Source organism: Sorangium sp. So ce1504 (assembly GCF_051521635.1).
GTDB lineage: Bacteria > Myxococcota_A > Polyangia > Polyangiales > Polyangiaceae > Sorangium > Sorangium cellulosum_B.
Genome location: NZ_CP150365.1, coordinates 3,963,509 through 3,978,087, shown reverse-complemented (window position 1 = coordinate 3,978,087; position 14,579 = coordinate 3,963,509). Strand labels below are relative to the sequence as shown.

Annotated in this window: 12 protein-coding genes; 6 read left to right on the top strand and 6 right to left on the bottom strand. The window is 71.3% G+C overall.

The window, feature by feature from the left end; genetic code table 11:
• Window positions 1-89 precede the first annotated feature (89 nt).
• Window positions 90-1,334 (bottom strand): carotenoid oxygenase family protein, encoded by a 1,245-nt coding sequence (locus WMF39_RS15095; RefSeq protein WP_437746207.1) that lies wholly within the window; start codon window positions 1,332-1,334, stop codon window positions 90-92.
• Window positions 1,335-1,370: 36 nt separating this feature from the next.
• Here WMF39_RS15095 and WMF39_RS15090 point away from each other — a divergent pair, with 36 nt between their 5' ends.
• Window positions 1,371-2,024, top strand: a complete 654-nt coding sequence (locus tag WMF39_RS15090) for a TetR/AcrR family transcriptional regulator (protein ID WP_437746206.1) — start codon at window positions 1,371-1,373, stop codon at window positions 2,022-2,024.
• Window positions 2,025-2,065: 41 nt separating this feature from the next.
• Entirely contained in the window at window positions 2,066-3,553 is a 1,488-nt protein-coding gene (locus tag WMF39_RS15085) for an amino acid permease (protein ID WP_437746205.1), read from the top strand.
• Window positions 3,554-3,653: 100 nt separating this feature from the next.
• On the opposite strand, the gene meaB is transcribed toward WMF39_RS15085, so the two are convergent.
• From meaB to WMF39_RS15070, 3 genes are read right to left on the bottom strand one after another with little or no spacing between them, the layout of a single operon-like run.
• Window positions 3,654-4,646 (bottom strand): methylmalonyl Co-A mutase-associated GTPase MeaB, encoded by a 993-nt coding sequence (meaB, locus tag WMF39_RS15080; RefSeq protein ID WP_437746204.1) that lies wholly within the window; start codon window positions 4,644-4,646, stop codon window positions 3,654-3,656.
• Between the two features lies 1 nt (window position 4,647).
• Window positions 4,648-7,296, bottom strand: a complete 2,649-nt coding sequence (gene scpA / locus WMF39_RS15075; protein WP_437746203.1) for a methylmalonyl-CoA mutase — start codon at window positions 7,294-7,296, stop codon at window positions 4,648-4,650.
• Window positions 7,289-7,741, bottom strand: coding sequence for a VOC family protein (locus tag WMF39_RS15070; protein WP_437746202.1), 453 nt, complete (start codon window positions 7,739-7,741; stop codon window positions 7,289-7,291). The genes scpA and WMF39_RS15070 overlap by 8 nt, the downstream gene beginning before the upstream one ends.
• Before the next feature lie 226 nt (window positions 7,742-7,967).
• On the opposite strand from WMF39_RS15070, the gene WMF39_RS15065 reads away from it, so the two are divergent.
• On the top strand, window positions 7,968-8,831 hold the full coding sequence (locus WMF39_RS15065; protein ID WP_437746201.1) for a PAS domain-containing protein: 864 nt from the start codon (window positions 7,968-7,970) through the stop codon (window positions 8,829-8,831).
• Window positions 8,832-8,850: 19 nt separating this feature from the next.
• Here the strand turns inward: WMF39_RS15065 and WMF39_RS15060 are convergent, their stop codons facing one another.
• On the bottom strand, window positions 8,851-10,350 hold the full coding sequence (locus WMF39_RS15060; RefSeq protein ID WP_437746200.1) for a M14 family metallopeptidase: 1,500 nt from the start codon (window positions 10,348-10,350) through the stop codon (window positions 8,851-8,853).
• Between the two features lie 500 nt (window positions 10,351-10,850).
• On the opposite strand from WMF39_RS15060, the gene WMF39_RS15055 reads away from it, so the two are divergent.
• The 3 genes from WMF39_RS15055 (at window position 10,851) to WMF39_RS15045 (ending at window position 13,773) form a co-directional block, all read left to right on the top strand.
• Entirely contained in the window at window positions 10,851-11,171 is a 321-nt protein-coding gene (locus WMF39_RS15055; protein ID WP_437746199.1) for a hypothetical protein, read from the top strand.
• Window positions 11,172-11,483: 312 nt separating this feature from the next.
• Window positions 11,484-12,884, top strand: a complete 1,401-nt coding sequence (locus WMF39_RS15050) for a hypothetical protein (RefSeq protein WP_437746198.1) — start codon at window positions 11,484-11,486, stop codon at window positions 12,882-12,884.
• A gap of 79 nt (window positions 12,885-12,963) precedes the next feature.
• Window positions 12,964-13,773: a class I SAM-dependent methyltransferase gene (locus WMF39_RS15045; RefSeq protein WP_437746197.1), complete on the top strand. Its 810-nt coding sequence runs from the start codon at window positions 12,964-12,966 to the stop codon at window positions 13,771-13,773.
• A gap of 92 nt (window positions 13,774-13,865) precedes the next feature.
• Here the strand turns inward: WMF39_RS15045 and WMF39_RS15040 are convergent, their stop codons facing one another.
• Entirely contained in the window at window positions 13,866-14,576 is a 711-nt protein-coding gene (locus tag WMF39_RS15040; RefSeq protein ID WP_437746196.1) for a glycine-rich domain-containing protein, read from the bottom strand.
• Between the last annotated feature and the right edge of the window lie 3 nt (window positions 14,577-14,579).

Sequence of the window (14,579 nt, the reverse complement as noted above, 5' to 3'; positions counted from 1 at the left end):
CCACAGCCCAGGAGCGCCAGGCTCGGCGCGACCGTGCTCAGCCGATCAGGGTGTGCAGAGCACCGCCATGATGCGTTTTATCGTAAGGCCTAATCTGGCAGCCACTCGCCGTGGAGCCCCAGCGGGACGCGGCACGGCAGGCGGACGCGGGCGACGGGCGGCGACGCGAACCTCGACGCGTCGAGGACGACGAGCTCGGTCGCGGAGCCGTCGCGGCGGTGGACGAACAGGATCACCCAGGCATCGTCCTCCGCGTCGCTGCCCGGCCGCGGCGCGACGACGCACTCGCCTGGCATCGCGTCGTCCCCGAAATCGTGGACGACCGCGGCGCCGGTCTCGAGATCGTGCTGGCGCGCGATCGTCCGCGAGAAGCTGCCGTCGGCGCCGAAGTCGCAGAGCTCTATCGTGTACGCTCGGCGATGGCGGGCGCCGACGACCGCCGGGTGCACGCGCGGGAAGTCGAGGAACCGAGGATCCAGCGCCGTCCCTGCGGCGCGGCCGCTCGAGAGGTCGAACGTGAACCGGTGGAGCGCGTGCGGCATCATGATGCGCGGGGCGCGCACGGCGTCGAGCACGATCGTGTCGCCTTCCTCGAAGGCGTTGACCGTGTGGCTGATCGTGCATGGCGCGACATCGAACCACCGCATGTCCTCATCGCCGCCGTCGCGGGGCAGGACGCCGAAGCGCGCGGGGAAGTCGTCGTCCCACCGGATAGGCACCGGAGATCGCACGTCCCCGAGGAGCACGGGAAGGACATAGAAGATGACATACCGCTCGGTGATCGCGAAATCGTGCATGAACGTCATCGCAGGGACCTCGATCGCCGCGCGATGCACGACGCGGCCGGCCGCGTCTGCGCGGTAGTACGTGAGGTGCGGACGCGAGGGCCCATTGGAGAAGAACAGGAGTTCGCCGGTGCGCGGGCAGATCTTCGGGTGAGCCGTCATCGCGCCGCCGAGCGCTCCGCCGAAGTCGTAGGGCCCCACGGTCTCGAGCTCGGCGGTCACCTCCACCGGCGACCGCGTCTCGACGAGCGCGAGGATCCGCCCGGCGTGGCGGACCACGCTCGTGTTCGGCGGATAGGCGCCTGCGATCCACCGGTTCCGGTACCAGCGCGCGCGGCCGCCCTCCAGGCGTACGCCGTGGAGCATCCCTTCTCCGGCGAACCACGCCGGCGACCGACCGGCCCGAGGATTCGGCCCGTTGCGCACATACGTGCCGCGGAGGTCCGCCGGGATCTCGCCGATGACTTCGAGCTCGACGTCGGTTCGCTCCTCGTGCACGGGAGCGAAGGCGCCGGCCAGGTGGAAAGGCACCGTGTCCGGATTCGACATGTATTCACTGTATACTCCAGGAGAAAAATGTCCAGCGTGAGGAGGAAGAAAGGCGGCACTTACCATCATGGCGACCTCCGGAAAGCGCTCGTCGACGCCGCCATGCGCGCGCTCCAGCACCAGCGGGCAGAGGACCTCTCTTTACGCGCGCTGGGCCGCGAGCTCGGCGTCAGCCCCCGCGCTCCGTACCGCCACTTCGAGACGAAGGAGGAGCTCCTGGCGGCGGTCGCGGTCGAAGGCTTCCGCGCCTTCGGGGAGCTCCTGACGCCGCGCGTGGCGGCCGCCGGCGCGGACCCGATCGCGCGGCTCCGTGCGATCGCGGAGGCGTATGTCGTCTTCGCGGTCGAGCGCCCGGCGGCCTTCCGCGTGATGTATGCGCCTTATGCCACGGTGAAGGAGAGCGCCCCGGAGCTCTTGCGGGCGCGCGCCGAGAGCCATCGAGCGACGATGGATGCCATCGCGGAAGGGCAGGCCGCGGGGATCCTGCGCGGGGGCGATCCGATGCAGCTCGCCCTCGTGCTGTGGTCGAGCATGCACGGGCTTGCCGTGCTCCTGACGCAGGGGCAGCTCGGACGATACGACCGGCCCGTCGAGGCGGCGCAGCTCGCGAACCTCGCCAGCGGCCTGCTCATGGAGGGGCTGAGACCGCGTCCGGCAGAGCCTCTACCCGCGGACGAGTCTCCGGCTTGACGTGCCGCGGGCCGGGCCGCAGAGCCTGCGCACCGAAGGCCATGGGGAGCCGCCTACTCGTCCGCAAGCCGATGTCGGTCATGAACAAGGAGCTGGAGGGGGAGCACCGCCTCCGGCGCGCCCTTGGGCCGCTGCAGTTAACGAGCCTCGGGATCGGCGCCATCATCGGGACAGGCATTTTCGTACTCACCGGTCAGGCCGCGCACGACAAGGCAGGTCCTTCGCTGATGCTGTCCTTCGTGGTCGCGGGGATGGCCTGCGTGTTCGCGGCCCTCTGTTACGCGGAGTTCGCGGCGATGGTGCCGGTCGCGGGCTCGGCCTATACGTACGCGTACGCGACGCTCGGCGAGCTGCCGGCGTGGATCATCGGGTGGGATCTCGTCCTGGAGTACGCCGTCGGCGCCGCCGCCGTGGCGCACGGGTGGTCCCACTATGTCCAGGACTTGATCGGGATCTTCGGGGTAGAGCTGCCAAGAGAGCTCAGGAGCGCGCCGTTCGACTACGATCCGGCGCTCGGCGAGCTGGTGTCCACAAGGGCGATCCTCGATCTCCCGGCCATCTTCGTGACGGCCGCGGTCACGATGGTCCTGCTCAAGGGCATCCGCGAGAGCGCGACCATCAACGCCGTGATGGTCGCGCTCAAGCTCGCCGTCGTGCTCTTCGTCATCGCGGTCGGCGCGTTCTACGTCACCCCGGACAACTGGCGGCCGTTCGCGCCGTTCGGGCTCGGGGGGCTCAGCCTCTTCGGTCACACGCTATTCGGCGAGATCGGCAAGGGGGGAGAGCCGCTCGGGATGCTCGCCGGCGCCGCTACCATCTTCTTCGCCTACATCGGGTTCGATGCGGTTTCGGCGCACGCAGAGGAGGCGAAGCATCCGCAGCGCGATCTCCCCATCGGCATCGTGGCCTCGCTCGTCATCTGCACCACGCTGTACGTCGCCGTCGCGGCGATCCTGACCGGCATGGTGCCCTACGCCGAGCTGAGCATCGACGCGCCGGTCTCCGACGCCTTCGCGCGCGTCGGCCTCCCGTGGGCGCAGTTCATCATCTCCCTCGGGGCGGTCGCCGGAATCACCTCCGTCCTGCTCGTGCTCATGAACAGCCAGCCGCGCGTGCTGCTCGCCATCGCCCGCGACGGGCTCCTGCCCAGAGGCTTCTTCGGCTCGGTGCACCCGGTCTTCAAGACGCCGTGGAAGTCCACCCTCCTCACCGGGTTTGTGGTCGCCACCCTCTCGGCGGTCCTCCCGCTGCGGATCCTGGCGGAGCTCGTCAACATCGGGACGCTCCTTGCGTTCCTGTTCGTATGCGCGGCGGTCCTGATCATGCGCCGGACGGCGCCGGACGCGCCGCGCCCGTTCCGGGTGCCGCTCTATCCGCTCACTCCGATCCTCGGGATCGTGATCTGTCTCATCCTCATGTTCTCGCTGCCCACCGAGAACTGGCTGCGTCTCGGCGCCTGGCTCCTCCTCGGGCTCGCGATCTACTTCGGCTACAGCCGCAAGCACAGCGCGATCATGGAGAGCCAGTGACGCCGCGGCGCTCGCCGCGTTCGGCCCCCGCCCGCCGGCGCGAGGCAGACGGCCCAGCGGGCGGACGCCGCACGCCCCGGGGCTGCAACCCGGCCCGCCGTCACCCCTTCCCGGCCGGATCCCAGGCCTCCAGCAGCTGCCGCGCGGCGCGCAGCGGGCTGAGCGAGCCCGCCTCGACGAGGGCCTCCACGCCAGACAGGCGCTCCCGCACGCCAGCGCTGCGCAGGAACGCCTCCCGCAGGTGCCCCTCGATGAGCTCGAACAGCCAGCGGCGCGCCTGCCCCGCGCGGCGGCGCAGGAGCCAGCTGCCGGCCTGCATGTGCGCGCGGTGGCGCAGCACGATCTCCCACGCTTCGCGGACGCCGCGGCCCTCCTGGGCCGAGCAGACGGAGGCGACGGGCGCCCAGCCGTGAGGCGCCGGCGGGAACAGGTGCAAAGCGCTCTCATAGTCGCGGCGCGCTCGCGCGGCCCTGTCGACGTTCCCGCCGTCGGCCTTGTTGATGATCACGAGATCGGCAAGCTCCATGATGCCCCGCTTCACGCCTTGCAGCTCGTCGCCGGCCCCAGGCAGCATGAGGAGCAGGAAGCAATCCGTCATGTCGGCGACGGCGAACTCGGATTGCCCGACACCGACCGTCTCGACAAGGATGTTGCGGTATCCGGCCGCCTCGCAGAGCAGGATGGCCTGGCGCGTGGCCCGCGCCACGCCGCCGAGCGAGCCGCCCGACGGCGAGGGGCGGATGAAGGCCCGCGGGTCGCTCGCCAGCCGTGGCATCCGCGTCTTGTCGCCGAGGATGCTCCCGCCATGGACAGGGCTGCTCGGGTCGACCGCGAGCACGGCCACCGTCTCCTCGCGATCGCGCACGAGGTGAACGCCGAGGGCGTCGACGAACGTGCTCTTGCCGACCCCGGGCACGCCGGTGATGCCGAGGCGCGTGGCGCCGCCGGCGTGAGGCAGGCAGCGCTCCAGGACCTCCTCGGCGAGCTCCTGGTGGCGGGGGAGCGAGCTCTCGGCCAGCGTGATCGCGCGCGCGAGCGCCGCCCGGTCGCCCGCGAGGAGACCGTCGACGAGCTGCCTCGGGCTCGACCTCAACCTAGCGCGCCTCCTGCGACGAGAGGCTCCCGAGGAGCGTCCGGACGATCCGCGCCGCGGCCTCGGGAATGACCGTCCCGGGCCCGAAGATCCCCGCGACGCCGCGCTCCTCCAGATACCGGTAGTCCTGCGGCGGGATCACGCCGCCCGCCACGACGAGGATGTCCCCGCGGCCGGCCTGCCCGAGCGCGTCGATGAGCTGCGGCACCAGCGTCTTGTGGCCGCCGGCGAGCGAGGAGACCCCGACCACGTGCACGTCGTTCTCGACGGCGTGGCGAGCCACCTCGTCGGGGGTCTGAAAGAGCGGGCCGATATCGACGTCGAACCCGAGATCCGCAAAGGCGGTGGCGATGACCTTCATCCCCCGGTCGTGCCCGTCTTGACCCATCTTGGCGACCAGGATGCGCGGGCGCCGGCCCTCGAGGGCCGCGAACTCGCGGACGAGCGCCTCGACCTCTCGGCCAGCGCCCGCGTCGCGGATCTCCGCGCCGTACACGCCGCTCACCGTGCGCACCGGGGCCTCGTAGCGGCCGAAGACGCGCTCGAGCGCGTCGGAGATCTCGCCGAGCGTCGCGCGGCGGCGCGCGGCGTCGACCGCGAGCGAAAGCAGGTTCCCCTCGCCCGTCTCGGCAGCGCGGGTGAGCGCGGCGAGCGACTCGCCAACAGCAGCCTCCGCGCGGGCGGCCTTCACCTCGCGCAGCCGCGCGAGCTGGTTCTCGCGAACCGCGGTGTTGTCCACCTCGCGGAGCGCGATCGGCGCCTCTCTCTCCAGCCTGTACGCGTTGACCCCGACGATGATGTCACGGCCGGCGTCGATCCGGGCCTGCTTGCGGGCCGCCGCCTCCTCGATGCGCAGCTTGGGCAGGCCGTTCTCGATGGCCTTGACCATGCCGCCCAGGGACTCCACCTCCTGGATGAACTGCCACGCTCTCCGCGCGAGCCGGTCTGTCAGGCGCTCGACGTGGTAGGAGCCGCCCCACGGGTCGATGACCCGGCAGATATCGGTCTCCCGCTGCAAGAAGAGCTGGGTGTCGCGCGCGATCTTCGCCGAGAAGTCGGAGGGGAGCGCCAGCGCCTCGTCCAGGGCGTTCGTGTGCAGCGACTGCGTGCCGCCGAGCACGGCCGCGAGCGCCTCGATGGCCGTGCGCGTGACGTTGTTGAACGGGTCCTGCTCGGTGAGGCTCCAGCCCGACGTCTGGCAGTGGGTCCGCAGCGCCATGGTCTTCGGGTTCTTCGGGTGGAACCCTCTCACGATCTTCGCCCACAGGAGCCGCGCGGCCCGCAGCTTGGCGATCTCGGTGAAATGGTCCATGCCGATGCCGAAGAAGAACGAGAACCGCCCGGCGAAATCGTCGATATCCATGCCCGACGCGATCCCGGTGCGCAGGTACTCGAGGCCGTCGGCGAGCGTGTACGCGAGCTCCAGCTCGGCGGTCGCGCCGGCCTCCTGCATGTGATAGCCGCTGATGCTGATCGAGTTGAACCTGGGTGTCTTCTCGGCGGTGTAACGGAAGATGTCGGCGACGATCCTCATCGACGGCGCCGGAGGGTAGATATAGGTGTTCCGGACCATGAACTCCTTGAGGATGTCGTTCTGGATGGTCCCGGAGAGCAGCTCGGGGCGCACGCCCTGCTCCTCGGCGGCGACGATGTAGAACGCCATGATGGGGAGCACGGCGCCGTTCATGGTCATCGACACGCTCATCGTATCGAGCGGTATCTGGTCGAAGAGGATCTTCATGTCCTCGACGGTGTCGATGGCCACGCCGGCCTTCCCCACGTCGCCGACCACGCGCGGGTGATCCGAGTCGTAGCCGCGGTGGGTCGCGAGGTCGAAGGCCACCGAGAGCCCGGTCTGCCCTGCGGCCAGGTTGCGGCGGTAGAACGCGTTCGACTCCTCGGCCGTGGAGTACCCGGCGTACTGGCGGACGGTCCACGGGCGGACCACGTACATGCTGGTATACGGCCCGCGCAGGAACGGCGGCGCGCCGGCGGAGAAGCCGAGGTGCTCGAGCGACGCGACGTCCGACGGGGCCGCGCCCGGCTCCGGGATCTCCGTTGTGTCGCCGAGCTGCCGCATCGCCGCGCGCGCGAGGCTCCGCGCGAGCTGCTCGATGTACCAGGAGCCGGCCGCAGGGCTGTCTCGCGCGTCGAAGCGGGCCTCCTCGCGGAGGATGAGCCGGGCGTTGCCGAGCAGGCGCTCGGGCGGCGTGACGACGATGTCGTCCGCGCCGCCCGCGATGGCCGCCATCATCCCGACGATGCCGCGGAGGAGGTTCTTGTGCTCCTCGTCGCCGGGGACCACGGCCGACGGGATGACGGCGGTGATCGTGGCGCCGGGCCGCAGGCGCTCGGCCACGAGGCGCGCGGCGCGGAGGCGGGCGATCTCCAGGAAATAGCTGCATCCCATCGTGAAGCGCAGCTCCGGCGCGCCGCTCCGGAGCTCGGCGACCAGCGACGCCACGAGCGGGCCGCCCGCGGCCGGCGGGAGCGGGGGGCTGTCCGGCGCGATGATCGGCGGCACGAGGAGCCCCTCGGCGCTCGCCCAGGAGAGGTCGTCCTCGGTCTTGCCCTTGAGATCCCGGTGGAGCGCCTGCTTCCACGTCGCGAGCGCGACCGGCGCGAAATCGGCGAAGAGCCTGTCATCCATGGGCCTGCACGACCTCGATGAGGTGACCGAACGGCGCGTCATCGCGCGATCGGGGGTGCACGAAGAAGATCGTCGTGCCCCGGGAGCCCGGCCGCGGCGCCGCGTCGATGATGCGGAAGCCGCGCGCCTTGAGCTCGTCGAAGGCGGCCTGGACGTCGCTGACCCGGTAGGCGACGTGGGCGAAGCCCCCGCGACCGCCGTTCTTCTCGATGAGCTTCTGGACGGGAGACTCGGGAGAGAGCGGCTCGAGGAGCTGGACGTGGTTGTCGCTGTCGCCGATGCGGAGCATCACCTCGCGGACCTGATCCGTGCCCCGCACCTCCTCCCGGTGCACCTCGCGGAAGCCGAGCATCTCGTACGCCTTCACCTGCGCGTCGAGCTGCCCGGCGGGCACCGCCATGGCGATGTGGTCGATGAACAGAAACCCGGGAATCTGGTCCTTCATGGGCTCTCGTTGGATCGAAAGGCCGGTCGGGGCTGCAGGGGCCGGCGGTGTCGAGGGGGGCGCCATGCGTGCAGCTTGCGCCGCGAAGCGGGGCTGCGGCAAGAGCCGCGTGACGGGCTGCGGGCGTGGGCCGGCGTCGTTATAGACTCGCGATGACGCGCGAGGGCGCGATAGACTCGCGATGGCGCGAGCGCGCCCGGGGCAACACAGGGGGGGAGCGTACGACATGCAGGGACGGGGGCACGACGAGCTCGTCGCGGAACTCGAGCGGCTGCGCCTGCGCGTGAGCGAGCTCGAGAAGGACAGGAGCCGTCGCGACGCGGGGGTGGAACGGCTCGAAGACTACGTGCGACTCCTGACGAGCTACATGCCGGCGGCGGTCGCGCTGTTCGACCGCGACATGCGTTACCTGCTGACGAGCAGGCGCTGGCTCGATGACTATGGCCTCTCGCCGCGCGAGATCATCGGTCTCTCGCACTACGAGGTCTTCCCCGAGATCCCGCAGCGATGGAAGGACATCCATGCGCGCTGTCTCGCAGGGGCGAGCGAGCGCCACGAGGAAGACCCGTTCCAGCGGGCCGACGGGCGCATCGAGTGGGTGCGCTGGCAGGTCTTCCCGTGGCACGACGAGCGCGGCGAGATCGGCGGGATCATGATGTTCACCGAGGTCATCACCAAGCAGAAGGAGCTCCAGGATCGGCTGCGCGTGCAGTCTGCCGCCCTTCGCGAGCTGTCGACGCCGATCATCCCGATCTGCGACGAGGTGCTGGTCCTGCCGCTCATCGGCACGCTGGACGAGCGCCGCTCGCAGCAGCTGACGGAGGCGCTCCTCGACAAGATCTCCGACAAGGGAGCGCAGATTTGCATCGTCGACCTCACGGGCGTCTCCGCCTTCGATACGCGGGCAGCGAGCGCGCTCGCGCGGATCGCCCAGGCGGTGCGGCTGCTCGGCGTCGAGGTGGTGTTGACGGGCATCCGGCCCGAGGTCGCTCAGGCGCTGATCGGCCTGGAGGTGGAGCTCAGCAGCATCGTCACGCGCCGCGACCTCTCGCACGGGATCGCGTTCGCGATGGCGACCAGGAAGCCCTGACCACCCGACCGCTCCGGGCTCACCGGACCCGCCACGCCGGGTGCTCGTCCCCGATGGCGGGCGCCTCCACCAGGCCGTTCTCGACCGCCCCGTCGTCGCTCTCCGGTTCACACAGGTACACGGCGATCGCGCCGAGCGGCTGCTCGGTGTCGACCCGGAACCAGCCCTCGGGGGCCCGCCGGGCCTCCTCGCGCCACCGCACCGACACCTCGCCGACCCGGGCCGCCTCCAGGATCGCCCGTCCCCCCTCGGCGCCGAGCGACGCCACCCGGGCGACCTCGACGTCGTGGACGCCCCCGGCCGGCTCGACGCGGAGCCCGTGCCGGCGCAGGGCCTCGGCGATCGCCGGCGGCACGAGGTAGGCCCGCGGCCGATCCACCACCGTGGTCCCGACGAACCGCGCGTGGTGCGGGATCCGCAGGGTGACCGGCTCGCCGTCGAACGCCCGCGGGCTGCGCGTCAGGATGTCGATAGGGGTCCCGGTCGGCTCGAGGCGGTACCGGACCGCGACGCGCTCCGGCGGCCGGGCGCTCGCGGCCACGACCTCGCGGACCGCGTCGGCGTGGGCGGCGACCCAGGAGAGGGCCTCGATCTGCCACGCCGAGGCGGTCTGGACGCGCTCCTCGAACGGGAGATAGCTATAACACTCGAGCAGCAGGTCGAGCCGCCCCGTGAGCCCGCGGTAGTTCGAGCCGAACCGCGGGTGATGCGGGTAGGTCATCCAGCCGAGGCCGACGGGCGACGCCGGGTCGACCTCGCCGTCCGCGTCGAGCACCCGCTCGTCCTCGGCGAAGTTGCCGTACCAGCCGCTCTCGAAGCCGCGCCGCCGGACCGCGGCGATCACGTCGGGGACCAGGCGGTCGCGCACCATCGCGATCGGCTCCGGGCGGCCGGACTCGATGGTGTGCGGCACGTCGACCGTCATGTGGAACCGGTGCACCGACCCGTTGGTCGCGTGGTTGTCGATCGTGAGATCGGGCGCCCAGGGGATGCACACGCGCTGCTGGAGCAGGCGCATCTCGGGCGCGGCCTGGCGGAGGTAGTCGCGGTTCAGGTTGATGCCCTGGCTCTGGGTGCGGGTGCCCACGACGGGACCTGGCTGGCCGGTGAGCTTCTTGAGATCGAGGCGGCGGTTCCGCGGGTCGAGCGCGTCGTTGCCATCCGCGTTGAACAGCGGAACGACGAGGAGCACGAGCGCGTCGAGCCAGTCGGGGTGGCGGCCGTCGAGCAGATCGCGGACGAGGGCGAGGCTGGCCTCCTTGCCCTCCACCTCGCCGGGGTGGATCCCGTCGAGCATCAGCACCACGGGGCGCCCGGCGCGGCGGGCCTCGTCCGGGGATCGCACGCCGTCCTTGGACAGCACGAGCAGCGGCAGCTCCCGCCCGCCCGGGCTGGTCCCGAAGGTGTTCACGTGCAGGCGCGGGTCGTTGCGGCCTTCGAGCGCGCGGACGAACCGCATGACGTCGGCGTGCAGGGAGGTCTCCCGGAATCCGGTGGCTTCGGCGCGGGTGAGCAGCATGGGCCCGATCTCTACCCCGCCGCGCGCAGCAGGGGGCAGTGATCGGCGACGACGGCGCGACGACAGCACGCCCCGCCGGAAGAGCCCGCACGTGTGGTGGTGTGGCGGGTGTGGTGGACGAAGCGACGGAGTCCTCGTCCAGGTTGGTCAAATCGACAGGACAGGATGCGACCCGAAAGCGTGGAAGGCTCGGCAGGCGCGTCAGACACGCATGTCTTCCCTGCGCCACGGTCGCCGGCGCGCGCGGTCCGCGCGGTCCACACGCGGCGCGCAACGCGGTCCATGCGGTGACCAAACGCTCAAAGAACGGATTGTCATTTTGGCAGGATGAGCCATTGTACAGGTGGCGGACGTGTCAGCTTTGGCAGAGCGGCGCAAGAAGCCCCTCGATCCATGCGCTGGTTCCAGCGGATGGCTGCTGGCACGACGCTCGCATTCGCAGGAGTTGTCCCACAGACGCTGGCAGCGAGCGGGCGCTCGCGAACGAGGCAGGTAGCACGATGTTGAAGATCCTCCGGAAGTTGAATGAAGGGAGCCTCCTCCAGCGCACAATGATGCATATCGCGGTGCTCGTCGCCGGATCTGCGAGCGTCGTCGCTCTGACCAGCGTGCTGCTCGTGTCGACCGCGAGGACCGTGCTGCCGCGCCACGACGCGACCGAGGCCGACACCGACAAGGCGGATGAGGAGCAGAGCGCGGACTCGGATGCTGATCCGAGCTCGTCGGAGGCGGCGGCGAGCCCCGCCGGCGCGAGAGGCGCGCCGAAGGCGCTGGCGCAGATGCGCATGGCGAATCGACGCGAGAGCGCGGTCGCGCGGTGATCACCGCATCACCGCATCACGGCATGGCCTTGGCGCGAACACGCGGTGGCCGTCGCCTCGCCCCGGGGGCGTGAGCGCTCCCAGGTTCGCGACAGGACCTACGAGGGGACGAGCCCAGACTGCATGAAGCATTCGCTGTCGACCCGTCACCGGGCGCGCGGCTGGTGCTTGACAAGCCCGAACGCTTTTCGGTCTCCTTCTCTCCTCCGTGCGCCTCGTCATCACCCACCGCTGCCCGAAGCCCTGCGAGACCCCTGACCCGCGGCTCACGCCGCGCTCGGAGGAACCGGCGCGGATCACGGCGCTCGCGTCGTGACAGCGGCGCGCTGGCCAGGCTGGCTCACGCCGGAGCGGCGCGCCGCCGCGGCGCTGGTCGGGCTGGGCGCCGCCTTGCGGGCCGCCCTGTTCGCGGCGCAGCCGGAGCCGAGGGTCTGGTTCGACACCGGGACCTATCTCTTCTGCTCCCTGCCGGGCGCGGCTCCGGCGTTGGACCGGCAGCAGGGCTACTCCTGGTTCCTGCGTGGGCTCCGGGCGATCTCTCCGGATCTCCGGCTCATCCAGGTGACGCAGCTCGCCCTCGGCCTGATCACGGCGCTGCTGTTCTACGGGATCGCCCGGCGGCTCGCGTCGCGCCCGGGCTGGGCGCCGCTCGCGGCGCTCGGGCTGTGCCTGTTCTGGCCCACGAACCTGCTGCTCGAGACCCATGTGCTCTCGGAGGCGCTGTTCCTGTTCCTCGTCGCCCTCGCCGGCTACGCCGCGGCCGAAGGAGCACACCGCGGCTCCCCGTGGCTGCTCGGCGCGGCGGGCCTCGCGGCCGGCGCGAGCGCCTCGGTCCGGGTGGTGGGCCTCGCGGTCTGTGGGCTGCTCGCCGCGCTGACCCTCGCCACCGCCCTCCGCGGCCCGGCCTCCGGCGCCGGCGAGCGCGCGCGCCGCCTGCTCGCCCCCTGCGCCTTGGTCGTGGCGGCCAGCCTGATCGTGGTGGCTTACATGGGCCATTACCGGAGTCATCGCGGCGCATGGGCGATGGAGAGCTGGGCCGGAATCAACCGCTATTGCATGCTCGCTCCCCTCATCCGACCCGAGCACGCCGCCCCGGACGAGCGCTCCGTCGCTTTCCTCCGGGAGCACGGCGACGGCAACCTGCGCGGCTTCGATTTCGTGATGTGGGACGATGAATCCCCCCTGGCCATCGCCGCCCGCGAGCTCCACCTCCCGCCGCCGGCGCTCGATCGCTGGGCGAGCCGCGTCGCGCTCAGCGCGGCGCTCGACAGGCCTGCCGACGCTGGACGGGTCCTTCTCCACCACCTCCAGGAGGCAACCCTGTCGGTGGGCACACTGGACCGGCACGTCAAGCTGACCCCGGCGTCCACCGCGCACAAGGCGGTGAAGCAGATCTACGGCATCGACGTGTCGACCTGGCACGAGACGCGCTCATTCACCCTCCCCTACCGCTGGCCGCTCGCCCTGCTCAAGCCGATCCTCGCGGCGGCCGCGCTCGGGGCGCTCGTGTTCCAGCTGTCGCGACGGCATCGCCGCGGTGTTCAGCTCGCCCTCGCGGGGAGCGCGCTGCTGTTCACGGCGGCGGTGTCGATATCCATCCTGCCGGAGCAGCGGCACGTGCAGCTGGCGGAGAACCTGATGCTGCTCAACGCCGCTCTCCTTGCGGGGCAGGTGATCGAGGGGCGGCGGGCGCACGAAGGCACAGCGCGATGAACGCCCCGACCACGGGAGCTCCGCGCCAGGACGCCCGCGGCTGGATCCGCTCGGCGCGTCCGTGATAGCACCTCTGCCGATGACCCAGCCCCCGAGCCCCCTCGCCACCCCCGTCGCGTGGAACCTGGTCGCCGACGATTACGCGGCCGACATCGTCCCTTACTTCGAGAAATACGCCGCCGACGCGCTCCGGCTCGCCGGGGTCGGCCCGGGCGCCCGCGTGCTCGACGTGGCCGCCGGGCCGGGCACCCTGTCGCTCCTCGCCGCCGGGGAGGCGCGCGTGACCGCGGTCGATTTCGCCCCCGCGATGGTCGAGCGGCTGCGCGAGCGCGCCGCGGCCGCGGGGCTCGCGGTGGACGCCCGCGTCGGCGACGGCATGGCGCTGCCCTTCGAGGAGGGCTCGTTCGACGCTGCCTTCTCGATGTTCGGGCTGATCTTTTTCCCCGACCGCGACCGCGGCTTCCGCGAGCTCCTCCGGGTGCTGCGCCCCGGCGGCCGCGCGGTCGTCGCGAGCTGGGTGCCGATGGACAGGACGCCCCTCCTGGGCGAGCTCTTCTCGGCGATCGGCGCCGAGCTCCCCGGGCTGCCCTTCGGCGAGGGCAAAGCGCCGCTCGGAGACCCAGGCGAGTTCCGCGCCGAGATGGCGGCCGCCGGGTTCCGGGACGTCTCGGTGCACGAGGCGGAGCACTCCCGCGAGTCGCCCTCGACCGAGGAGTTCTGGCGCTCGGTGAGCAGGAGCAACGCGCCGCTGGTGCTCCTGCGCGACAAGCTGGGCGACGAGCGCTGGGAAGCGCTCGGCAAGGCGATCCTCGGCAGGCTGCAGGCGCGGTTCGGCGACGGTCCTCAGCAGCTCTCGATGACCGCCCTCCTGGGCGTCGGCGTGCGGTAGCGACGCCATCGCAAACTGCGCCATGGGCCGCGTGGCGCGGTGGGCCCCGCGAGGGCCCACGACGACCGCCCATTCCAGCGCAGCGACGCGGACTACGGAGCGACGCGGAGCGTCCGCGACGCCACGAGCGCGCGGCAGAGGGCGACCCGGTCGTCCAGGTCGAGCCCGGGCAGCTCGCGCACGTAGAAGATGCCGTGCCGGGCGATGAAGCGCAGCGCGGGCTCGCCCCAGGCGTCGACGCGGACGAGCACCGCGTCGCCGTCGACGAGCTCCGCCTTGCCGTCGCTCAGCCGGACCGACACCTCACGATCGCGGACCACGCGGCGCGGGCCGCAGACGGACGAAGCGTCGCTCCACGGCTCGGGCGGCGGCTCGCCGTACAGGGCGCTGTACGCGGCCGCGAACTCGTCCCACGTCGCCTCGCGGCAAGCGTGCGTGACGGGCGCATTGCCCGGCGCGTGGTGCAGGAAGCGCCCGAAGAAGCGCTGGCAGAAGTCGGCATATTCGATCGTGAAGAGGACGAACTGGTGCCAGGCCTCGTCGACGCACAGCGAGAACATCGGGTAAGCGCGGGAGCGGTCGGAGTCGACGAGCCAGAGATAGCGCACGAGCTCCCGGAACAGCGCCTCTGCCTCGCGCTCGGTGGCCACGGTCTTGTTCATGAGCAGCTTGCTGATCACGAACGGCGCCCGGTAGGCAAAGAGATCAGGCCGCCTGGGCGCGCCCGGTGTCACGGCGTCTGTTTGCGTGGGCTGCGTGGGCTGCGTGGGCTGCGTGGGCTGCCTGAGCTGCGTGGATTGCATGGG

Bases quoted from the DNA above. Each gene is read 5' to 3' on its own strand.
- WMF39_RS15055 (WP_437746199.1), top strand. From the start codon at position 10,851: ATGTTGAAGATCCTCCGGAAGTTGAATGAAGGGAGCCTCCTCCAGCGC.
- WMF39_RS15070 (WP_437746202.1), bottom strand. From the start codon at position 7,741: ATGAAGGACCAGATTCCCGGGTTTCTGTTCATCGACCACATCGCCATG.
- WMF39_RS15040 (WP_437746196.1), bottom strand. From the start codon at position 14,576: ATGCAATCCACGCAGCTCAGGCAGCCCACGCAGCCCACGCAGCCCACG.
- scpA (WP_437746203.1), bottom strand. From the start codon at position 7,296: ATGGATGACAGGCTCTTCGCCGATTTCGCGCCGGTCGCGCTCGCGACG.
- WMF39_RS15060 (WP_437746200.1), bottom strand. From the start codon at position 10,350: ATGCTGCTCACCCGCGCCGAAGCCACCGGATTCCGGGAGACCTCCCTG.
- WMF39_RS15095 (WP_437746207.1), bottom strand. From the start codon at position 1,334: ATGTCGAATCCGGACACGGTGCCTTTCCACCTGGCCGGCGCCTTCGCT.
- WMF39_RS15085 (WP_437746205.1), top strand. From the start codon at position 2,066: ATGGGGAGCCGCCTACTCGTCCGCAAGCCGATGTCGGTCATGAACAAG.
- WMF39_RS15045 (WP_437746197.1), top strand. From the start codon at position 12,964: ATGACCCAGCCCCCGAGCCCCCTCGCCACCCCCGTCGCGTGGAACCTG.
- WMF39_RS15065 (WP_437746201.1), top strand. From the start codon at position 7,968: ATGCAGGGACGGGGGCACGACGAGCTCGTCGCGGAACTCGAGCGGCTG.